This window comes from Paenibacillus harenae DSM 16969 (genome assembly GCF_000422465.1).
GTDB lineage: Bacteria > Bacillota > Bacilli > Paenibacillales > Paenibacillaceae > Pristimantibacillus > Pristimantibacillus harenae.
Genome location: NZ_KE383844.1, coordinates 556,740 through 577,204, shown reverse-complemented (window position 1 = coordinate 577,204; position 20,465 = coordinate 556,740). Strand labels below are relative to the sequence as shown.

Here is a 20,465-nt window from a genome sequence, read left to right as displayed (position 1 = left end):
GGTGTTACGGCAACGCCGAACGTCTTCTCCCTGCAGGATGCGGGCCTCACAAACGTGAGTCTGTATGCGAAAAGCCTACAAGGTGCTAATCGTAGCAGATAAAAGAATCGAAGAATCCATAGGTGCTCTCGGCCTTGTAGCCTGTGATGAACTCGGCAACAAAGTATACGGGAATCACGCGGCGGATATTGCCGACTGCTACGCGCTTAATGTAGTTAAAGAAAAGGAAATCTGGTTTTATTATTATACGGACTTCTTGCTGGGCTGCATATCGGGCGGACCTGTGCAGGCCAAGGTTACCTTTATCGATCCTTGTCTCTTTGCCCTTTATGTCATTCAGGAAACGATGTTCATTGTGTTATGCGGGAAAGAGAGGAATGTCTGGTGATAATGGCCTAGAATACAGCGTTTATTTTGTTGACAACCCAGTTAAATATAGTTATATTAGTTCAAGTGAGGTTGATAATCAATATCATTTGGGGGAATCATCAAGGTGAATAAAAAACTGCTTATTCCATTTATTTTTTTGTTGTGTGTCATTATCAGTGCTTGCGGGGGCAATAACGCGAATAACGGATCGCCTTCTCCAAGCGCTAGCGAGCCGGCGGCGTCCGAGCCATCGACCAACTCCGGCACGATTACATATCAATCCGAGCTCGGCCCGGTAGAAGTGCCGGCCAATCCGCAGCGCATTGTCGCTCTAACGAACGCACTGAACGTCATCTCGCTGAACGGAACGGTTATCGGCGTCGATGAGTGGACGTTCAAAAACCCGATTTTCACCGAGAAAGTGACCGGGGTAACCGTTGTATCCGAAGACAATCTGGAGAAGATCGTAGAGCTGGAACCGGATCTGATCATTGCTGACGCAAGCAGCAAAAGTATCGATAAGCTGGAGGAGATCGCGCCTACAGTCGCATACACTTGGGGGAAACTGGATTACCTGGCGCAGCAGCTCGAAATCGGCAAGCTGCTGAACAAGGAGCAGGAAACGCAGGCTTGGATTGACGATTTCAAGCTGCGGGCTGAAGCAGTCGGACAAGAAATCAAAGCGAAGATCGGCGAGGACGCGACGGTATCGGTCATCGAGACCGACTCGAAAAACTTCTATGTGTTCGGCAACAACTGGGCGCGGGGAACCGAGCTGCTGTATCAGGCGATGGGACTGAACATGCCGGAGAAAGTTAAAGCGGATGCTCTTGGTCCGGGCTACTATACCCTATCCCCGGAAGTTCTCAGTGACTACGCCGGCGATTACGTCGTTCTAAGCAGAAGCGCCGAGGGAGACAATTCCTTCATGCAGACAGATACTTGGCAGAAAATTCCTGCCGTCAAAAATAACCGCATCATTGAGATCGAAACGGAAGCTGCAACGTACAGCGATCCAATGACACTCGATTATCTGTTGAACATCTTCAAGGAAGGTTTCCTGAAATAAGCTTCGCATAGCATGCGGACTGGTGAAGAAGGCCGAGATGCCTCAGGCAAGATGCAGGCGATCTCGGTTTTTTCGCGTCATTATAACCTGGAAGGAGGAAACGCATCATGCGTGGCAGTCGGTCGTTCCATTCTTTTGCCCTCAAAATCGCAATCAGCCTTGCGGCGCTTGCGGTCATGTTCTTGCTCGCTATGCTGCTCGGCGCGAAGGATGTGTCTTTGCGCGAGCTCTGGCATGTCCTGGCTAACCGTGTCGGGGATGATAAGATCGCGATGCTTCGGGAAATCCGTTACCCGCGGGAAGTGGCCGCCATGCTTGTCGGCGCCGCGCTTGCGGTGGCCGGCGCGATCATGCAAGGCTTGACGCGCAATCCGCTTGCGGACCCCGGACTGCTCGGGCTGACTGCTGGAGCGAACGCGTCGCTCGCCCTGGCTATTGCCGTGATGCCGGCGCTAAATTATTTTGGGATCATGCTCATCTGCTTCGTCGGGGCCGCGCTGGGCATGCTTCTTGTTATCGGCATTGGCGCGGCGAAGAAAGGCGGCTTGTCTCCGTTCCGGATCGTCCTGGCCGGCTCGGCGGTGTCCGCATTTCTGTATGCCGTATCGGACGGTATCGGCCTCTTGTTCAAGTCGTCCAAAGACGTGACGATGTGGACAGCAGGGGGGCTGGTCGGCACAACGTGGGGGCAAATTCAAGTCATTAGTCCTTTCATCGTCGTTGCCCTCCTTGTCGCAATCGTCTTGTCCAAGTCGCTTACGATTTTAAGCTTGAATGAAGAAGTCGCCGTAGGCTTGGGGCTAAGAACGGCTTACATTAAAGCTGTATTGTACATCATGATTATTTTGCTGGCCGGTGCGGCCGTTGCGCTCGTCGGAAACATGGCGTTCATCGGGCTGATGATTCCCCACATGGTAAGAGCGCTGTTCGGGACCGATTATCGCGCGGTCATCCCGATGTCGATCGTCTGGGGAGCGACGTTTATGTTAATGGCGGATACGCTCGGCCGAACGCTCTTCGCACCTTTCGAGACGCCGGTCGTGGCTATTATGGCGGTACTCGGGCTCCCGTTCTTCTTGTTCGTTGTGCGTAAAGGAGTGAAGTCGCTGTCATGATCAGGGCCGCGAAAGTTCAAAAACAAGCTGCCGTCCTCGTGACCTTGCTGCTGCTTATCCTGGCGACGATCGTTGTTGGAATCAGCATTGGCTCCGGGTCGCTCTCTTTCGATCGGTTGATCCAGGCGCTGCTTGGGCATGGTACAACCAAGGAAAATCTCGTACTGTTCTCCATTCGTATGCCGCGAATCGTCGTGACTTTGCTGGCCGGCATGGCTCTCGCTCTGTCCGGCGCAATCCTGCAAGGCATTACGCGAAACGATTTGGCCGATCCCGGCATTGTCGGCATTAACGCGGGAGCAGGCGTGGCGATTTCGGTATTTTTTCTTTATTTCCCTCTCGATCCGAAGACGTTCGCTTATGCGCTTCCGCTTGTCGCGTTCGGAGGAGCGCTGGCCACTGCCGCACTAATCTATTTGTTCTCTTATTCCAAAAAGACGGGGCTGCAGCCTGTCAAGCTCGTGCTCGTTGGAGTAGGCTTCGCGATGGCGCTGTCAGGCTTAATGATTGTCCTGATCTCTTCGGCCGATTACAGGAAGGTCGATTTTATCGCGAAGTGGCTGGCGGGCAATATTTGGGGAGCGGATTGGCCGTTCGTATGGTCGCTCATGCCGTGGCTTGCGATCCTGCTTCCGTACACGCTGTATAAGTCCAACGTTCTTAACCTGCTGGCGATGGACGAAGCGGTTGCCGTCGGGGCCGGCGTCTCCATTAACCGGAACCGGCTGCTGCTGCTCGGGATTGCCGTTGCTCTGGCCGCTGCGGCCGTATCCGTCACCGGAGGCATCGCGTTCGTCGGTCTGATGGCTCCGCATATCGCCAAGGCGATTATTGGACGCCGTCACCAGTATTACGTTCCAATCGCTGTACTTATGGGCGGGTGGCTGCTCTTGTTCGCAGATACCGTTGGACGCAATCTCGTCGATCCCGCAGGCATTCCGGCGGGCATTATGGTCGCGCTCATCGGCGGACCTTACTTCCTGTATCTTCTGTTGAAAAAGTAGAAGTATATGATTTATGAATACACCGCCACAAGAGTCGAAAACCTTGGGCGGTGTATTTTTTATGAAGATACTCGCTCGCGAACTTAAACGGAAAGAAGCTGCATAAGCCGAGACGCCAGCCGGTGTGCGAGAAAGCTAGCTTTCATATTAATTTGATTTAGAATCCTGTACCGTCCCGTTGAATCCTTTAACGATTAGCCATTTAGCCAAAACCAATTGTTGAAAGGCGATTGGAATGTTCAACATCATGTAGGCTGCATCCAGACCGATGAAGCGAATCATAAATAATAAGCTTGCCAATATGGACACTGTAGATCCAATAAGACCCCAAACCGACAACCAACGCGGTACTAGTTTTGTCTGGTAAAATATGCAGTTAAACAAGAGCATAGCTAAAACAAATGCCAGAGTCGTTGCCACATGGTTCACCAAATCGCGTCCTGCCTGTAACAATCCGCCTAAGGTCTGAAAATACGACACATCCAGAGTTCCGACTTTTGCAAATTCGTGGCTCAATGCCAATAGCAACAGAAGAATGATTACACCAATAATAATGAACACGCCTGCAATAATGCCGAAAGCAACAGATCCAAGTGCTAAACCTTTATTATGCTTACTTAAAATCGGATACATCAAAATAGGAATACCGACATATGCAACCACCATTAACAACTGGAAAAACGCTCCTAGTAGTACCTGGTTTTCATATGTAAAAGCCTTGACAATGTAGTCTGCTCCATCAATAACAGGAACAACACTAAATATACCTGCAACCATCCCGGCTATTAATAACACTCCGGTAATGACTGCAGACCTTCTAAAAGGATTTGTACTCTTCCTCAACCTATTTAACCTCCCTATCATACCTATCTTTTATAACAATATGACAGGAAAAGGTAAGTTAAAACAGATACTTTAGTATGATAAGGCCTCTGTCATGAAACACCGCCTGGATGAGTTTTAAAAAAAATAGTTGCAATAACATCCTATATCGCATATCCTATAATTAGTTGCAATAGCATTCTATTTAAGGGGGGAGTAAACTGAACGAACTTTGGGGGCAAAATGGCAAAGGCGCAACGGAATCGCACGGCCAATACATTTCGGCCATCTATCGCCATATGCAGGTATTGATCTCAACCGAGTTGGCGCCATATCGAATCGGAAGCGGGCAGTATATTTTTCTGATGGCGATTGCGCGTATGGAAGCAACCACACAGAAAGCACTGAGCGAGAAGCTGCTCATTGACAAGACGACTACCGCCAAGGCGATCGCCAAGCTGGAAGCCGAAGGATACGTACGCAGGGAAGCCGATCCCGCCGACAATCGCTACCAGCTGCTCTATTTGACGGAATCGGGACGCGAGGTGGCGCCGAAGGTGCAGGCAGCGCTGAATCGCGTTAAGAACAAGACCCGGAAGGGCATTGCCGACGAGGAGTATGACTTGCTGTTAAGCCTGCTGAAGACCGTACTTCGCAATCTGAGCGAACAGGAGGAGATGCCGAGATGAGTGGAAACGGAGGAAAAGTTTTGACCGAAGAGCTGTCGTCCTGGGCTGGCGTCACGATCCATCCTCATCGGTTCGGAGGGATAGAATTTCAATTGAACGGCAAGGAAATCGGGCATCTTCATGGTGACCGCCTATTTGACCTGCTTTTGCCAAAATCGGAACGCGACCGATGGGTTAATGAGGGGAAAGCAATGGCGCATCATATGTATCCCGGTTCAGGATGGGTGTCTGTGTATTTGAATACGGAGCAAGATGTCTCTCACGCCATTGAAATCGCACGTTCCAAATATGATCAAATGAACCTTAGGAGGATGTAAATGATGATAGCGCAACCGTTTATCGTAGTTGATAACTGCAAGGACGAAATCAAGTACTATCAAAGCGTTTTGGGCGGCGAAGTCAAGATTCTGCGTAAGCAAGGGGAAGCGGTGCTCAACGCGGATCTGCATGTGGAGGGTGCAAGTATTAAGTTTGCCGATACTCAAGCGTCGAAGCCGTTGCTGAAAGGCGACTACGTGAGAGTCTTCTTGAAAATCGATACGGAGGAAGGTTTCAGGAGGATATACGGTGAGTTTGCAGCAGGAGGGACGATTAATACGGAAGTGTACGAAGCTCCGTTTAACGGGCTGCTAGCGATCGTTACCGACCGAAACGGCGTGTGCTGGGTGTTGTCCTATTATCGAACCTAATGCTGCGAAAACATGATGCGGAGTCGTCCTGCCGGGCGACTTCTTGAGGCAGGTCCATGAGATCAAAAAAGGCTATTAGAATGGATCAGCTCGTGCATCCTCACTGCATGCCAGATTGTTAAGAGCGCGGACTATACTCATCTATTTTTAATCGCGATGCGGCTCGCTGCAGTAAAAAGATATGCAGCGGCGCCGGTCGCCGGATCAGAGCCGCGACGCCAAATAGTCCGCGGTACGTATGGCCAGCGCCACCGTCGAAAGCGTCGGATTGGACGCGCCGATCGGCGGAAGAACGCTATTGTCGGCCACGAATAAGCCTGGCATGCCAAACACTTCGCCAAAAGGGTTCGTACCGCCCAATGCGGGGTTCTCGCTCATTCGACAAGTTCCGGATACATGATTATCTTGTCCCGCAGGCATCAGGCACAGGTCCGAACGGCCATTCTCCGTAAGCAGCGGCGCCTGAATAATATCGGATACCCGCTCGATTCCCCGTGCCGTCATCTCTATGATTTCCCGGTCTCTATCGCTGTAAGAGAAGTCGATCTGAATTTCGGGAACGCCGTATTTGTTCAGCCGGCTAGGGTCCAGATATACCCGATTCCTATACCGCGATTCCACGATGCCGAAGCCTTCGAATCGGACGCCTACTTCTTTGCGAATCGGCTGTCGCTCGTAGCTGTACCAGAAATATTCACCGGGTCCGTAAAGCTGAATTTGAAAAGGTTGACTCTCCGTCTGCGGAATCAATACGCCGAGCGTACCCATCAACTCGGGAAAGTTCTCCCTGTCCATCAGCCCGTGCGCCATAAGAAAGGAATGGTTGGTTAAGTAGTGGCCGATCGCCCCGCCTTGAATTCCGGAATGAATCAGAAGCTGAGGCGTTTCCAACGCGCCTGCCGACAGGACGACGTTCTTTGCCTGAAGAATATGCGATCTTTGGTTGCATTTCACCTCTACTCCTGCAACTTTTCCGTTGTGAGAAAGCACTTTGACCGCGTACGCATTGACGGCCAAATCGAACGGTCTAAGATTCAAGGAGTAGCCGAAAAAATTCATAGCGCTGAAAAATACGTTCGACTTGACGCGCCCGTAACGGGTCTGGGCCGTGTCCGCAGCAAGCGGAAAGCCCGAAGTTTCGGTGTATCCGCCTTCCCGAAGAAGCTTGACAAGCTGCTGCGTCAGCGAAGAGCCTTCCGTATACGCCCGGGAAACCTTCATAATATCTTCGGCAACGTTGTAGTAATAGCTCATCTCCTTTAACGAAACCGGCCATTTCGACAGTGCCGATGGATGCATGCGCGGGGAGACGCCGGACCAGAACAAGGTTCTTCCTCCAAGCGCATGAAACAGCGTCGCTGCGGGAAAGTCCGGGATTTGCTTGCCAATCGGGATCGAGAATTTGGGATTCGTAAATAACTGCACGTAACGCTTCACATCGATCGTCGGAAGGTTCTGGGCGTGCATCGGCAGCAGAAGGCCGCCTGCATCGATGATGCCGATCCTCTTGCCTTTGGCGCGGAGCTGCTCGCATAGCCGCCAGAGCACGGCGCTGCCTCCCGCGCCGGTTCCGACGATCAGGACGTCATACACGGTGCGTTCCATATCTTCAAGCGGCGTAAGCGGAATCCATTGGTCGAGATAACCGGTTTCAGGAGCAGGCGGGCAATCGGGGGGGATGTAAAGCCGTTCCCTATTGTCCCTATGCAGCGGGGGAAGATTTACCGCGCTGCCGCCAATGTTCCGGTCAGGCTCCGCTATATGCGGATTGAGCTCTGTCAGCCCGTCAAGCGGTATCTGGTACAGATCCGCGATTGCACGCAAAGTATGTCCGTCGCTCGCAATACAAATTCTCAAGAGATCACTTCCTTTCGAACTGCTTGGGGACCGCTCCGGTCAACGTGCCGCCCAAGCCATTCCCCGCTGCATCATCTTCAGCACCTCCGGCCTGGTTACGATATCGAGAGAGTGTCCCAAAGCGTTGAAGAACACCCGGCCGTCCCCGTATTGCTTGATCCATACGACCGGCATAGACACCGGTCTCCAGACTTCCGGAAAGCGTGCGCGCGGGAAGCAGGTGGCCGCCAGAACAACGTTGGCTGGATCGACAAGCATATAATACTGCTCGGTTGTGACGACAAAATTGCCGATACCCGCCGTGATCGGGTAATCCCGGCTGCAAATACGAACCTCATACGTAATGCCCGCCCCACCGGGATGCGCGACAAATTGACCGCCCACCATCAGCATATACTCGACCTCGCAGCGAAATGCGTCCACCATGCCGCCGTGCATCCCGGCAAGACCGGCTCCGCCGCTTACGGCGTCCAAGAGATTGCGCAGTTGAGTCGGGGTGAGCGTTCCAAGCGTCCATACGGGAACGATCAGATTCACCCGCATCAGCTTTTCCCGATCATCCAATATACCGAGCGTATCCGATATTTCAACCTCAAAGTTTTCCCGGACGAGCAAGGCCGCGAGCACCTCGGCTACTGCACGGGGATTATGAGGCTCGTAACCGCCTTGAATAATTAGAGCTTTCTTTCGCGAGTTCTTCTGAAAGATTTTATCCGTTTGCGACTGGATATCATCTTTGTTCTTCATAAGCGTTCTCCCCTCAGACACTCCTTATCGCCGGAATAATCTTAAGAACCGAAATACGAGCCTCCGTTGATATGGATGACCTGGCCGACGACATAGGAGGAATCGTCAGATGCAAGATATACATAAGCCGGGGCCATTTCCGCCGGCTGCGCGCTTCGTTTCAAGAGCGTATCGTAGCCGGAGGATATATAGTACTCCGGCGGCAGCGACGCCGGAATAAGCGGCGTCCACGTTGTCCCGGGAGCCACAGCATTGACGCGGATTCCGCGTTCGGTAAGCGACATCGACAACGATCGGGTAAAAGTGCTGACCGCGCCTTTGGTGGCAGAATAATCGATCAGATTGCGAAATCCTCTAGTCGCGGTTTCGGAGCTCGTATTAATGATCGTACTGCCGGGCTTTAAATAGGGAAGAGCCGCTTTGACCAGATAAAACATGGCAAATATATTCGTTCGGAACGTCAATTCGAGCTGCTCGCGGGTAATGAGTTCGATACTGGGCTGATTAAATTGGACAGCCGCATTGTTGACGACCGTATCGATTCGTCCGAAGCAGCGCATGGATTGCTCCACGACCGACTTGCAGAAGTCCTCGTCGCCGATGTCCCCTGCCATCGTCAGACAACGCCTTCCTATTTGCTCCACCCGGCTTTGCGTCTCTTTGGCATCGCCATGCTCGTTATAATAGGCGATGGCGATATCCGCCCCTTCCTTGGCAAAGGCATAGGCGACCGCCCTTCCAATACCGCTGTCGCCGCCGGTTATAATGGCAACTTTGCCGAGCAGCTTGCCGGATCCGGTATAGGAAGCCTTCTCGGATACCGGTCTTGGAATCATGATAGACTCGATGCCCGGCTGCTGCGGCTGATACTGCGGTGGGTGAGATATGGGGATATCCTCGCATTTTGTGTAGCTTCCGAAATTCTTTTGCATTTCCCGTCCCCCTTGGGGATAAAGTGTCTGCCCGAACTGGGCGAATGCCGATTACCTTTTACACTATGCCTGAAACCGGTTGGATGTGATTAACTCTCTGATTGACAACCTCGGTTTATGGTTATAATCTGAGGTTGCGGTTTATAATGATAAACCCCGTGGGAGGCAAATATGATAAACTTGAAGCCATATGAAAGCGATTATCGCTTTATGCTGGTCGTGTCTATTTTATAAAGTCGGCCTTCGAGGGCTCGTTGCCGCAGTTTCTCGTTTCGTTTTTCGGAAATAAGACCCTTTCCAAAAAGGAAGCAGACAAGCTCAAACGCTTGATTGATGAACATAAGGAGGGATGAGACTGGAAACGCTGTTTTTAATAGTGCTAAACATGAGCACCACGGCGTCTATTGCGATCGTTGCAGTGCTTCTCATCCGCTTGGCTTTCGGAGAGACTGGTGTACGGGAGCGCGTGAACAATGTTCTGCGCTTTAAGGAGCCGAAAAGATGGATTGCCGCCTTCTCAGCCGTTGCCTGTATAATAGCTATCGCCGCTTGTGCCGCGAATCCAACGGTGAATGAAATGCCGAAGGAGACGGGGGAGCTGTATGGCAGTTATGGGTTCGAAAAACAGGTTTACATGAATCCGCTCAGCTCCTTTATCGCCACAGAGGGGTATGAGGAATACTACACCCTAACTGAAAACGCACTCATCCTAACCGACGAAGCCGGTAATCAGCAAAAAATGGAAATCGTCTACGAGCGGATAACGGTGGATGAGCATGAGTATAAGAATAGTTTTCTTGTGGAAGGTACCGGTGTTCCTGATATTTCATCATATAAAGGGCGGTACCAGTACGCATTAACCGATCCGTCCGTTTCTCCTGCCTATCGGCTCTATCTGCTGGATGGAGAGATATGGCTGGCAAAGGTGCACAAGGATGCCGCCAATGTCCAAAAGAATGAATATTTCTGGAATATTTTTAAAATTAAAAAGCTTGACGGGGAGTTGCCGGTGAAATCCGCTTTGGTCGGAGCTCAGGAAGAAGTCGATGCCTTTCTAGCTCTGCAAAAGGACTTTGAATCGGGCTATGACACAGACACGTGCTATAACATTACACCTGAATATGTAAGAGAAAACTCCGATTATATGATTTTCAAATATAACACGTCTTCCGCTTCATTCCTGCTATATGAGGGTAAAGTATATTCGCTCGGTGAATGGTTCGGGGGCTTCGGCGTGACGAGCATGGCTCTTGCCGATTTGGACAGCGATGGAAGATCGGAATTGTATTTCACCTATTCCTGGGGCTCCGGGCTTCACCGCTCTCATGCGGCTTATTTCAATCCGGCTGCTAAACAAATCGTAACCCTTGATTACACGCATACGGGCGGAGATATGCTCCTTACAGATAACCATGACGGCAGCTTGTCTCTGTTTACCGCAGCCATTTCCAACCTTGACTGCTTTGTGAATTTCGACATTGAGGGAACCGAATTTATTTCGGATATCGTCTTTGCAAATGGGCAAATCTCATTAAACGCCGATTTGTAGGCAATCGAGCTGCGAAAATGGCAAAGAGTGATCTTCTCCGATTAGGAAGAGGATCGCTCTTTGTTTCGTTTGAATTAAAATAGGATGGCGATCTTGCCGAAATAGGAGCCTTTCGCCAGATGGGCGAGGGCCTCGACCGCTTGCGGGAACGGAAACGCCTTATCCACGATTGGGCGAAGACGATGATGCTCGATAGCGGTATTCATGCTCTCGAACATCGCCCGGCTGCCTACGTTAATCGCCTGAAGCTTCGCTCTTCTAAGAATGGCAGGGACAATGGCCAATCCTTCGACGCTGGCTCCAGATAGAATGCCGACGATACTGATTTGACCGCCTACCCTTAAGGCGGAGATGGAACGGTTAAGCGTTGCTCCGCCCCCAAGGTCGACGATATGATCGGCTCCAAGGCCTTGCGTATACTCCAATACGGCTTTGTCCCACTCCACCGTTTCCTTGTAATTGATGCCATAGTCGGCGCCTAACGCTTTCGCGCGTGCCAGCTTGTCGTCGCTGCTTGACGTTACGATCACTTTGGCGCCTTGCAGCTTGGCGAATTGCAGGGCGAATAAGGAGACGCCGCCGGTGCCTTGGACGACAACCGTATCGCCGGCCTTCACTTTGCCCTCTTCCACGATCGCATGCCACGCCGTAACGCCGGCGCAAGGCAGAGTCGCCGCCTCGACATCGGTCAGAAATTCGGGTACGCGAACCAATCCTTCTTCAGGCAGCACGACATATTCCGCGAGCAGCCCTTGCAGCGGACTGCCTAACGACGATATCCAGTTCTCTTGCGTAGCTTCGCCAGCCAGCCAGCTTTGGGTAAAGATCGCGCTCACGCGTTCTCCTATCCGGAATTTGCCGGCCTGTTCGCCTAAGGCGACGATCTCGCCTACTCCATCGGATACCGGAACGAGCGGTTCTTTCAGTTCGGGATTATAAAATCCGTCTATAACGCCCATATCGCGTGAGTTCAGCGATACGGCTTTCATTCGAATCAGTACTTCTCCACGGGCGGGGGTTGGAACCGGGCGATCGACTTCTACAATGTGATCGAGTCCGAAACCGCCTTGAATGACGTAAGCTTTCATTTTGCATCTCTCCTTATCGAGGTATAGACACACAATAAGCCATATACTAAGATGTAGCTAGACGGCACTTTCAGGTCGGTTACGAACTCGAAGGTGCGTAAGGGAAGGAGGGGGATGCGCATGAAGACATTTGACATATCCCTGACCGCTTGCAGCTATAGCCATGTACTCGAGATTATATCCAATAAATGGACCGCATTGGTCATCTATTCCTTGGAGGACGGTACGATCCGATATGGAGAGATCAAGAGGCGCATCGAAGGGATATCGCAGAAAATGTTAACGCAAACGTTGAGGCAGCTGGAGCGGGACGGATTGGTCAGCCGTAAAGTCACGCCATCGGTACCGCCGATCGTAGAGTATACGCTAACTCCGCTTGGAGAAACATTGATTCCGTACTTGAGAATGTTAAAGGTATGGGCTTCTGAACATTACCCCACGGTAATGAAGACTAGAGAAGAGTATGACCAGGCGATTACCGATCAGATTCCTGTCGAGGAAAGGGTATAGCGACTAGACCTATACCGGATTTCGTACAGTAGCTATCGAGCATCACATCCTTACTGGATTTCGTACAGTAACTATCGAGCATCACATCCTAATTTCGGCCTATACAGTATTTTTCGCAGTAACTTTATCTGTTTGAGGACTCATAATCAGATACGAGGCTTTCCACTGGATGAAATCCACGATAGCCACCATCTGGGACAAAAATCCGCTCTTAAACTGGATGAATTCCAGTATAGGCATACGGCTAAGGGCCTTAGTTATCCCTCAGTCAAGCTTATCCCTTTTGAGACAGCCCCAAGTGAACCGAAATTTTATGGGGATTATAAAGTCATCCTTATTTCAAAAATCTCAATTCACGTATGACTTCATGTTCATCACGCTTTACTTCTATAAATCCAAGTGAAGTGTATAACCCGGCTGCCCGCTCGTTCTCAGGCCGATGTCCAAGAACGATTTTGTGGCAGCCGTGCTTCTCTTTGATATGGTTTATAAGCTTCTCCATGCCATAACGTCCGAGCCCTCTATGTTGGAATTTGCGATCGATCATATAGGCCATGATCCAGCAGCTCCCGTCGTCGGGATCGACGGCGCAAACCGCGAAGCCCGCTAATTGTTCGCCATCGTAAATAGCCAGAGGAGTAAACCCGCAGTAGGCCGACTCTGCGAGCCAATAGACAGCCGATACAGGAAAAACGTTCTTTTGTTCGTCCGTTACTTCAAGTTGCGTGCAGGCATACCAATTGCTTTGATCTATGGGGCTGAGTGTAACTGCCGGTCGGTACCGCCTGCGTATCCGATCGCATATGCCCATCAACTTATCCCTGAGTCTGATCGCCCACTCCGGCGAGCCGTGGATATCCATATCCTCAACGCTGCGGAGCAGTCGAGCGAAAGTATAGAGGTCTGCAAACCTTTGGAATAGGGGAAAGAACTGAACGTAACGTTCATCCAGAGGCTTGATCGACCGATACCCGGTTAGAAAATGCTCTATTTTCCGCTGCGAGTTGTCATCCTCTTGTTCCACCAGATCCGATAGCGCGGACGCAATATCCATCGCGTACCAATGAACCATCGCGTCGTCGAAATCGATGGCGCAAAACCGCGATTGTTCCGCCTCATAAAAAACGTTGTCGGTCTCAAAATCATAATGAATCAGTCCCATATGTTCCGCGCCGGCAGGAAGCTCCGAGAGCTGTCCGCGCAATTGTTCAAGCTCCTGGCAGGCGCCTTGCTCATGGGGATGCCGTTGCAATATGGAAGAAACGAATGTCAGCGTATCGAGCCAGCTTCCTCGCGCTGCCGCTCCGGAAGAATACGTTTCGGATAAAATGTGCAGTGAAGCAAGCGATCTTCCCCACTCCTCGGCATGCCGATCCGTCATTTGATCAAGCGGAAGATGGATTCCCTTGGATTGCTCGAATACAACGCCGTAATAACTTCCGTCAGCCGCCGTCCGGATTGTTTCGATCCAATTGCCGTTTCTGGAAGGGACGGGAGCGACTGTCGGATAGCCTTTGGAAATCAGGTACAGCATAAAATCAAGCTCTGCCTGAATATTCCCGATGGTGTTATCTTCTTCGTGGATAAACCGGAGAAAAAACCGGGTACCGTTTCTTTCAAACAAGTAGACGAAATTGCTGCTTGCTCTCCAAAACTTTAACGTCCCCGTATCATGTTCCCAAAACGGAATCAATTGTCTGGCTACGGACTCATTTTCCGATCCCCGTACCATGTTCTTTAACGACATCATTGCCGGTTTGCCTCCCATTGCCTGATGAGAGGTCCAATTGTTTACAAATAACGACCTCTCACAGATTCTATTGTGTTTTGATTCGTATTCAAACACCATCACTCCTTTAGGTCGTAGTTGGGATATTAAGATCGTGAATACCGATAGCCTATTTCCCATGAATATTGTCAAATAATTAACCGGTATAATCAAGGTGGAAATTAAGTTAAATTGATTTATAACAAATAGCAAAGGCGGGAATCCGACGGAGGTTTGGGCTGCCGCTTTAAGCGGCGGTCTTTTGATTTTCGAGAATTTCGAACATACTGGGGGCATTTTCCTTTGGTATAATGATAATCAAGAAGACTAAATGACAGGTGACGAAAATGAGCTATGAGGAATCAGTAGAAAGGGCGATCGACTATATCGAGGCGCATTTGGGAGAAGAGTTGGATCTCACCAAAATTGCAGAAGAGTCTTACGCTTCAGTTGCCCAATTGTATCGGGTCTTCTATGCGCTTACCGGACATCCCGTCAAGGACTACATTCGCAAAAGAAGAATGAGTGTCGCCGCCAATCATTTGAGAAATTCGAAACGTACGGTGGAGGAGCTCGCGTGGGAAAGCGGATTCGAGTCTTATCATGCGTTCGCAAAGGTGTTCAAGAAGATCGTCGGATTGACTCCGGCCGTCTATCGCAATGCCGACACTTACTTCAGCTTCGAGCCGATCCGCCTGCGCGAGCAAGTCGCCTACATGGAAGACAGAGAGCAGACCGAACGGTTCCCCGACGTCAAAGTCATTCGGTTCATGCCGGGCAAGATGTATGCCTATTTGCACATTTCCGAGCAGGAAGAAGGGATGGAAAATGAGGCTTTTCGGGTTGTTAACGAGAAGCTTGCAGCAAGCGAGGCGGGAAAATCCGCAAAGATGCGGATTTTCGGCCATAATACCGATCTTCCTGAAACGGACGGCGGGCTTCGGTATGGTTACAAAGTACTCATCATCAGTGAAGAGAAACGTATTGTGAATGATGCCTTTACGGAAGAGCCGTTCATCGGAGGGTTGTATGCCATAAGAAAAATCGCCGCGCAGTCACCTAAGACTGTTCAGGACGGCTGGAACCGGTTACTGTCAGAATGGCTGCCGAAGAGTACATTTGAAATCGGCAAGCATCAGTACATGGAGGAGTTCATCGCATACAACGGCAAAGTAACAAGAATGAACCTCAACCTCCCCGTGCAACGAAAGCTTCGCAACGAAACGATTGAAGTCGTCGATCTGGTGACGGCAAAAGCTTTCTTTTGCCGGGGATACGGAGCCGAAGCTCAAAGGGTTGCCGAACAGCGGTTGATCGATTGGTACGAGAGGAAGTCTGACGGAAACCAACGGGACGACGAAGGGAAATATTATATGTCCTATCATTACGGCGCTAAAGATTATGAAGAATATTGGTGGGAGAACGGGATACTTGCAGCTGAACCGGCAGCCAAGGATATGGCAGGACTCGAGCAGAAGTACATGGATTCCGGTTCATATGCTTGCTGCGTATCCAAGACATATGGCTTATTGACCGGCGTTCTGGATCAGATGCACCGCTGGATCTCGGCGAACGCCAGCTATCGGCTGGACGATAAGAGGCAATGGTTCGCGGAATATCACACGTTTCAAGGAATGAATATAGAGCGGGACGCCATTGTGAAAGTTTATATTCCTATCCTGTTAGAGGAGAGTGCACGGAATGAACAACTCTGCAAAGAAAACCAGTGAAGAAAACTATCAGCCTCAATATGTCACGCAGGCGCTCAAAGTCATACGACGACAATCCCAATTCGAGGTGAAAATGATGGAAGATATGAAGCCGCAGATCGTAGAACATGGCGAATTGAAGCTAATAGGAATTCCTTGCATCAGCTTGAAAGACATGAGCGGTAAGTACCATCATGCGAAAGAAGGGTTATTGTCGTCGACAAAGCATTTCCCATTCGTCAAAAACCCCTCCATTCAATTCGGCATTTGGCCGGAGGTTCCTACGCAGAGCGAGTCCGATATGCACGCCTATATCCTCTGTGTGGAAGTTGACTCTTTCGACGGCGTTCCAGAATGGTATTTCAAGACGACATTGCCACCTCAGAAATGCGTTGTCGTGCCCAACAAGAGTGGCGACTATGATGCGGCCTGCCGCGTCGTCGACCAATATGTCAACGACAACGACATTATCGTAGGCGCGAATGATCGGAAATACATTATTTGCGAACGCTACAACTATGAAGGCGAAGGCTTCGCCAAATATTCGCTTCCGATTCAGGCGATGCCGGAATGACTAGGTAATTATGATAGGATAACCGATCAAGCAGAATGTACGTAAAGTTAGTTTCAAAAACTGAAATTCATTACGATTACAATGGACTCCGCAAGCCGTTTTGTTTCAGAAACTGAAATTAAGCCGTTCAATCCGTGATCAGTACCTCCGACTTCCGCTAAATAGGTTCAAGATTTGAAATTAACTTCCTATTCAATGGAAAATAAAATCATTTAGTTTCAATTTTGGAAACTGCATCGGCATCCGTTCGCCTTACCTAAACAATTCGGGCTGCCGAGCGGCAGCTTTGTTCTGCTCCAACACGGAATCAACTTCACAAATAGTAGAGTTTACAGAGGGAAATTCCCGCTAATCAAAAGCCCGAAGCAGGCAGCGTTCAACAGCACCGTAATGCCGGCTCCGATCGCTAATCCTTGAACGATGCCGCTTTTTTTGCGAAAAATAACGATAGCAGGAATCAGGTATACGAGCTGCGCGATGCTGATAAAGAAAAAGGCGATAGGAAATACGAAAAGCAATAAATGCAGTAAAGCGAGCAGCCCGATTCCGAGCCATACCTGCTTGGTATGCCCTGGCGCTTTGCCGGAAGACGGCGCGTCTGGCTGCTTGTTTTCCTCATCACTCATTCCACTCATTGATTTTACCTCCCGGGCGCATGTCAAATTCATTTCTCAGCTCGGCCAGCTTTTTCTCCTGATCGCCGCGATAGAACATATTATACGTGTCAAAAGGTATGATTCGTCCATCGGGGTGTACGATGTGAACGCAAGATTTTTTGACGGAACGCACATCAAAATTATAGGGATCTAAAAACTGCATAATGATGACACGGAATACGTTATCGTAGCTGATGTTGTCAGGCACGGCGACCATCGGCAAGCAGCATAGCAGGTTTTTCAGCGAAAGCGCTGAAGAGGTTGGGGAATGAGCTGTCGAGAACAGCTCGAATATTTTCGATTTGAGCGTCTGATCCTGCTCGAACACGATCGTGTTGCGGCCGCCCTCCAGTAAGACTTGAGGGTCCATTAAACCGGTAAGCGGCAGTACTTCCCCACCAAGCTTCAAGGCGTAGCCCATCGCCAAGCAGTCGGGGTGGCAAGGCACCGGAATCATATCCTCCGCACGAAAAACGCCCGATTGGTCAATGATGCCTTGCCGCACCTCACTTAGAGTCAGGCGATCCTTCGCCGGATCGTAATCCTCCAATCGTCCTGCCGCCTGGATCGGCTGGAAGGTCACGCCGCGCACGGCGGGCTGCTTCAGGCCGAACTGGATAATGTCGCCGATCTCATGATCGTTCAGCCCTTTCTTGAGCGTTACGACCAGCGTGGTCGAGATATTGAATTCGTTCAAATGCTCCAGAGCCCGGCGGCGGACGTCGCGCAGATCAACGCCGCGAAGCTCTCGCAGCGCCTCCTCCTGGAAGCTGTCGAACTGCAAGTAAATTTCAAAGCCGGGCATATACTCCGCTAACCGCTTGGCAAAGCTGCGGTCCTGAGCAATGCGCAGGCCATTGGTGTTGACCATCATATGCTTGATCGGCTTGCTCTTGGCGAGGTCCAATATTTCAAAAAATTGCGGATGAATCGTAGGCTCGCCCCCGCTGATTTGCACAATGTCGGGCTCGCCCTCATTACGGACGATGGCGTCGAGCATTTGCTCGATCTGCTCAAGCGAGCGCCACGAATCCCGGTGCGGGGAGGACTCCGCATAGCAGATCGGGCATTGCAGATTACAGCGGTCCGTGACCTCGAGCAGGGTCAGACAGCTATGCTGCTCATGGTCGGGACATAATCCGCAATCATAGGGACAGCCGTAGCGGATCGGCGTGTTCCATTGCTGCGGCATTTCCGCAGGCTTCAGAAATTCGCGGCATTTCTTATAATAGGCGGCGTCGCTTGCGATCAGTACCTTTTCGCGTCCGTGATGTCCGCAATACTTGAGCAGAAACACTTGATCGTCCTCAATAATGACTTTAGCTTCAACCTTGCGTAAACACTTCGAACAGATGCTGTTCGTTAGCTCGTAGAAGATATAGGGTCTGTTTTTGGTTGTCATCGTCACAGTTCCTTTCGATGGGAGCGCAGCGGCTGTCCCAGCCACTTGTACATCAACGCAAAATAATAGATTAAGCCTGCGAGGCAAGCCAGCTGAATATGGTTAAGTCCGAGATAGACATGGGGAGTCGGCTTAATAAAATCGACGGTCAAGCGGAACAAGAGATACCCCGTCATAAAAAGCTGAAAGACCGCTCCGTCAGGCAAGGCCGCTCTTTTTTTCAACCGGTAGAGCATGACGCTAAGCACAAGCAAGAAAAACATTTCATACAGCTGAGTCGGGTGTCTGAGGATGCCGTCGCCAAAGTCGATGCCGGTTATCCAAGTTGTCGGCGTGCCGTAGGTATGATCATCAAGCCCTGTCATAAAGCAGCCGATGCGCCCGATGAACATGCCGACTATAATCGGCAGCGCCATATCATCTCCCGTGGACCGGGTAATGCCCACGCGTTTCTTCGTCCACTCCACACCGATCAGTCCGCCCAGCAGCCCGCCGACGATCGTTTTGCCCTCCATTAAATAGGTGTAGCTATGCCAGTTCGCGATCGTCCGCATAGGGTCTTCCAGCCAATACAATAGTTTAGAACCGATAGCTGCTCCTAGAATAGCCCCGACAATGACCCACATGCCCTGCACAATCGGAAGCTTGTCCTTGCTGCGCGTGATGAGGTACACCCGAAAACCGATAAAATAAGCGAGCGCTTCAAATACCGCATGAGGATGCAGCTTGATAAAGCCAAGATCGATGAAAATCGGAAAGGTCATCGCATTCTCCAGTTTCTTTTTTTGGATTTATTTTCAATACATTCGCTAGGGGCGGCAGTTATTCCTTTATGTTCAAAACCGTAATCGCCTTTAGCAGCATCTACAACTTCTCTCTACCGTAAACCAAAAAGAAGCGATTCTGAAAGGTTTGACAAGATTCTCATCGCGGCGTCTGATGGAATCAAAGACAAGATAAAATGAGCGGAGCCCGTCTTTAGGCTCCGCTTTTATTTTAAGGCGATAAAATATTTGTTATATCAAGCCTTATAAGTTTATTCAAGTGGCAGCTGACGTTTAATAGACAGGTGTCTGAGTCAGCCGAAGCTCTTCTTCCGTTGTCAGGCCGTCCTTCAGCGCCAGTTGGCGTAATTTCAGATACAGCTCCGCCTTTGTGGCATTGATATAAGGCAGTACAAACAGGACGCCGACGAAGAGGGCAAGAGTTCCGAGGATGATCCATCCGAGAAAGCTTAGATCAAGCACGAACATACGAAATTTATGTCCCCGCGTCATTTGATTGCTTACATCCACCGCACGCCTATACCCAATGTTGGGGTTATCCGCCAAAATAAACGGCACCATGCTGTAAGCGTACATTTTCACGAACCCGGGGATGATGAGGAGCAGGAACCATAAGAAATTCAGAAAACCTCTCCACAACATCGCTTTCACGATATCCAGATACCTGCCCTTGTTAAAAGCAAAGCCCAAATGATTCAGGTTCGCCTCATGTTCCGCAGATTGCTTGAAGTAACGCATCGAACCGACTTCGAGGGGAAACCCGAGTAGGATGCGAAACGCTAGAGCGAACAAAATGGCAATAATCATGATGCCAATCGCAATAGCTAGGAAGGGGGCGAAGATCCCCCAATCGATCTCCACGCCGGGGGAGTCGGAAATGCCTGAAGAACCGGATGATCCAGCGTTAAAGTTAAAGCTGGGAAAGCCGCCGCCTCCACCGACAAATCCCAGAATAATGCTTACCAAAAATGCTTTCCAGTACGATCTCCGCAGCACATCCTTGGCTTCACGCTTCAGTTCTTTACGATCCCACATCGCAATCCATCTCCCCATGTTTATTTGTTATTCATCTTACAATAGTCCCCATGAATATTATAGTGGTACAAGAAGTGATTCATTCTTCGAATGCCG

Annotated in this window: 21 protein-coding genes; 11 read left to right on the top strand and 10 right to left on the bottom strand. The window is 50.3% G+C overall.

The features are described 5' to 3' along the window. The first annotated feature begins 64 nt into the window (after positions 1–64). The 4 genes from H581_RS0126785 (at position 65) to H581_RS0126770 (ending at position 3,557) form a co-directional block, all read left to right on the top strand. Positions 65–388, top strand: a complete 324-nt coding sequence (locus H581_RS0126785) for a hypothetical protein (protein WP_028612689.1) — start codon at positions 65–67, stop codon at positions 386–388. Between the two features lie 105 nt (positions 389–493). Continuing rightward, entirely contained in the window at positions 494–1,438 is a 945-nt protein-coding gene (locus tag H581_RS0126780) for an iron-hydroxamate ABC transporter substrate-binding protein (RefSeq protein WP_028612688.1), read from the top strand. A 107-nt stretch (positions 1,439–1,545) separates the two neighbouring features. Next, positions 1,546–2,553 (top strand): FecCD family ABC transporter permease, encoded by a 1,008-nt coding sequence (locus H581_RS0126775; RefSeq protein WP_028612687.1) that lies wholly within the window; start codon positions 1,546–1,548, stop codon positions 2,551–2,553. Further along, positions 2,550–3,557 (top strand): FecCD family ABC transporter permease, encoded by a 1,008-nt coding sequence (locus H581_RS0126770; protein ID WP_028612686.1) that lies wholly within the window; start codon positions 2,550–2,552, stop codon positions 3,555–3,557. The genes H581_RS0126775 and H581_RS0126770 overlap by 4 nt, the downstream gene beginning before the upstream one ends. Positions 3,558–3,704: 147 nt before the next feature. Here H581_RS0126770 and H581_RS0126765 read toward each other — a convergent pair whose 3' ends face one another. After that, on the bottom strand, positions 3,705–4,421 hold the full coding sequence (locus H581_RS0126765) for a DUF4386 family protein (RefSeq protein WP_028612685.1): 717 nt from the start codon (positions 4,419–4,421) through the stop codon (positions 3,705–3,707). Positions 4,422–4,678: 257 nt separating this feature from the next. Between H581_RS0126765 and H581_RS0126760 the strand changes: the two genes are divergently transcribed. Genes H581_RS0126760 through H581_RS0126750 form a run of 3 tightly spaced genes read left to right on the top strand, consistent with a single transcriptional unit; the run spans position 4,679 to position 5,757 of the window. Continuing rightward, positions 4,679–5,068 carry a MarR family winged helix-turn-helix transcriptional regulator gene (locus H581_RS0126760; protein ID WP_084134799.1) on the top strand — a complete coding sequence of 130 codons (390 nt, stop codon included), beginning with the start codon at positions 4,679–4,681 and terminating at the stop codon, positions 5,066–5,068. Then, the gene (locus H581_RS0126755) at positions 5,065–5,385 is read left to right on the top strand and encodes a luciferase domain-containing protein (RefSeq protein WP_028612683.1); all 321 of its coding nucleotides are present in this window, start codon (positions 5,065–5,067) and stop codon (positions 5,383–5,385) included. The genes H581_RS0126760 and H581_RS0126755 overlap by 4 nt, the downstream gene beginning before the upstream one ends. After that, positions 5,386–5,757, top strand: coding sequence for a VOC family protein (locus H581_RS0126750; protein WP_245600163.1), 372 nt, complete (start codon positions 5,386–5,388; stop codon positions 5,755–5,757). 204 nt (positions 5,758–5,961) lie between these two features. On the opposite strand, the gene H581_RS0126745 is transcribed toward H581_RS0126750, so the two are convergent. Genes H581_RS0126745 through H581_RS0126735 form a run of 3 tightly spaced genes read right to left on the bottom strand, consistent with a single transcriptional unit; the run spans position 5,962 to position 9,293 of the window. Beyond that, positions 5,962–7,614 (bottom strand): GMC oxidoreductase, encoded by a 1,653-nt coding sequence (locus H581_RS0126745; RefSeq protein WP_036720115.1) that lies wholly within the window; start codon positions 7,612–7,614, stop codon positions 5,962–5,964. Positions 7,615–7,653: 39 nt separating this feature from the next. Beyond that, on the bottom strand, positions 7,654–8,361 hold the full coding sequence (locus H581_RS0126740) for a ThuA domain-containing protein (RefSeq protein WP_051251394.1): 708 nt from the start codon (positions 8,359–8,361) through the stop codon (positions 7,654–7,656). Positions 8,362–8,402: 41 nt separating this feature from the next. Further along, on the bottom strand, positions 8,403–9,293 hold the full coding sequence (locus H581_RS0126735; RefSeq protein WP_028612679.1) for an SDR family oxidoreductase: 891 nt from the start codon (positions 9,291–9,293) through the stop codon (positions 8,403–8,405). Positions 9,294–9,642: 349 nt separating this feature from the next. On the opposite strand from H581_RS0126735, the gene H581_RS0126730 reads away from it, so the two are divergent. Then, complete coding sequence (locus H581_RS0126730; protein WP_028612678.1) at positions 9,643–10,842, top strand: hypothetical protein; 1,200 nt, start codon at positions 9,643–9,645, stop codon at positions 10,840–10,842. Between the two features lie 74 nt (positions 10,843–10,916). Here H581_RS0126730 and H581_RS0126725 read toward each other — a convergent pair whose 3' ends face one another. Then, positions 10,917–11,930 (bottom strand): zinc-dependent alcohol dehydrogenase family protein, encoded by a 1,014-nt coding sequence (locus tag H581_RS0126725; RefSeq protein ID WP_028612677.1) that lies wholly within the window; start codon positions 11,928–11,930, stop codon positions 10,917–10,919. Positions 11,931–12,050: 120 nt separating this feature from the next. Between H581_RS0126725 and H581_RS0126720 the strand changes: the two genes are divergently transcribed. Continuing rightward, positions 12,051–12,440 carry a winged helix-turn-helix transcriptional regulator gene (locus H581_RS0126720; protein WP_028612676.1) on the top strand — a complete coding sequence of 130 codons (390 nt, stop codon included), beginning with the start codon at positions 12,051–12,053 and terminating at the stop codon, positions 12,438–12,440. A gap of 334 nt (positions 12,441–12,774) precedes the next feature. On the opposite strand, the gene H581_RS37485 is transcribed toward H581_RS0126720, so the two are convergent. Beyond that, positions 12,775–14,190 (bottom strand): GNAT family N-acetyltransferase, encoded by a 1,416-nt coding sequence (locus H581_RS37485; RefSeq protein WP_084134798.1) that lies wholly within the window; start codon positions 14,188–14,190, stop codon positions 12,775–12,777. Positions 14,191–14,555: 365 nt separating this feature from the next. Here H581_RS37485 and H581_RS0126710 point away from each other — a divergent pair, with 365 nt between their 5' ends. Both H581_RS0126710 and H581_RS0126705 read left to right on the top strand, forming a co-directional pair. Beyond that, positions 14,556–15,938 carry an AraC family transcriptional regulator gene (locus H581_RS0126710; protein ID WP_028612675.1) on the top strand — a complete coding sequence of 461 codons (1,383 nt, stop codon included), beginning with the start codon at positions 14,556–14,558 and terminating at the stop codon, positions 15,936–15,938. Further along, positions 15,910–16,491, top strand: a complete 582-nt coding sequence (locus H581_RS0126705) for an effector binding domain-containing protein (protein WP_245600162.1) — start codon at positions 15,910–15,912, stop codon at positions 16,489–16,491. The genes H581_RS0126710 and H581_RS0126705 overlap by 29 nt, the downstream gene beginning before the upstream one ends. Positions 16,492–16,820: 329 nt before the next feature. Here H581_RS0126705 and H581_RS35510 read toward each other — a convergent pair whose 3' ends face one another. From H581_RS35510 to H581_RS0126685, 4 genes are all read right to left on the bottom strand, one after another. Then, positions 16,821–17,126 carry a hypothetical protein gene (locus H581_RS35510; RefSeq protein ID WP_051251393.1) on the bottom strand — a complete coding sequence of 102 codons (306 nt, stop codon included), beginning with the start codon at positions 17,124–17,126 and terminating at the stop codon, positions 16,821–16,823. Next, positions 17,110–18,549, bottom strand: coding sequence for a radical SAM protein (locus H581_RS0126695; protein WP_028612673.1), 1,440 nt, complete (start codon positions 18,547–18,549; stop codon positions 17,110–17,112). The genes H581_RS35510 and H581_RS0126695 overlap by 17 nt, the downstream gene beginning before the upstream one ends. Positions 18,550–18,551: 2 nt before the next feature. Continuing rightward, positions 18,552–19,313: a prolipoprotein diacylglyceryl transferase gene (locus tag H581_RS35505; RefSeq protein ID WP_036720112.1), complete on the bottom strand. Its 762-nt coding sequence runs from the start codon at positions 19,311–19,313 to the stop codon at positions 18,552–18,554. Between the two features lie 294 nt (positions 19,314–19,607). After that, the gene (locus H581_RS0126685) at positions 19,608–20,369 is read right to left on the bottom strand and encodes a DUF975 family protein (protein WP_028612672.1); all 762 of its coding nucleotides are present in this window, start codon (positions 20,367–20,369) and stop codon (positions 19,608–19,610) included. Positions 20,370–20,465: the final 96 nt, after the last annotated feature.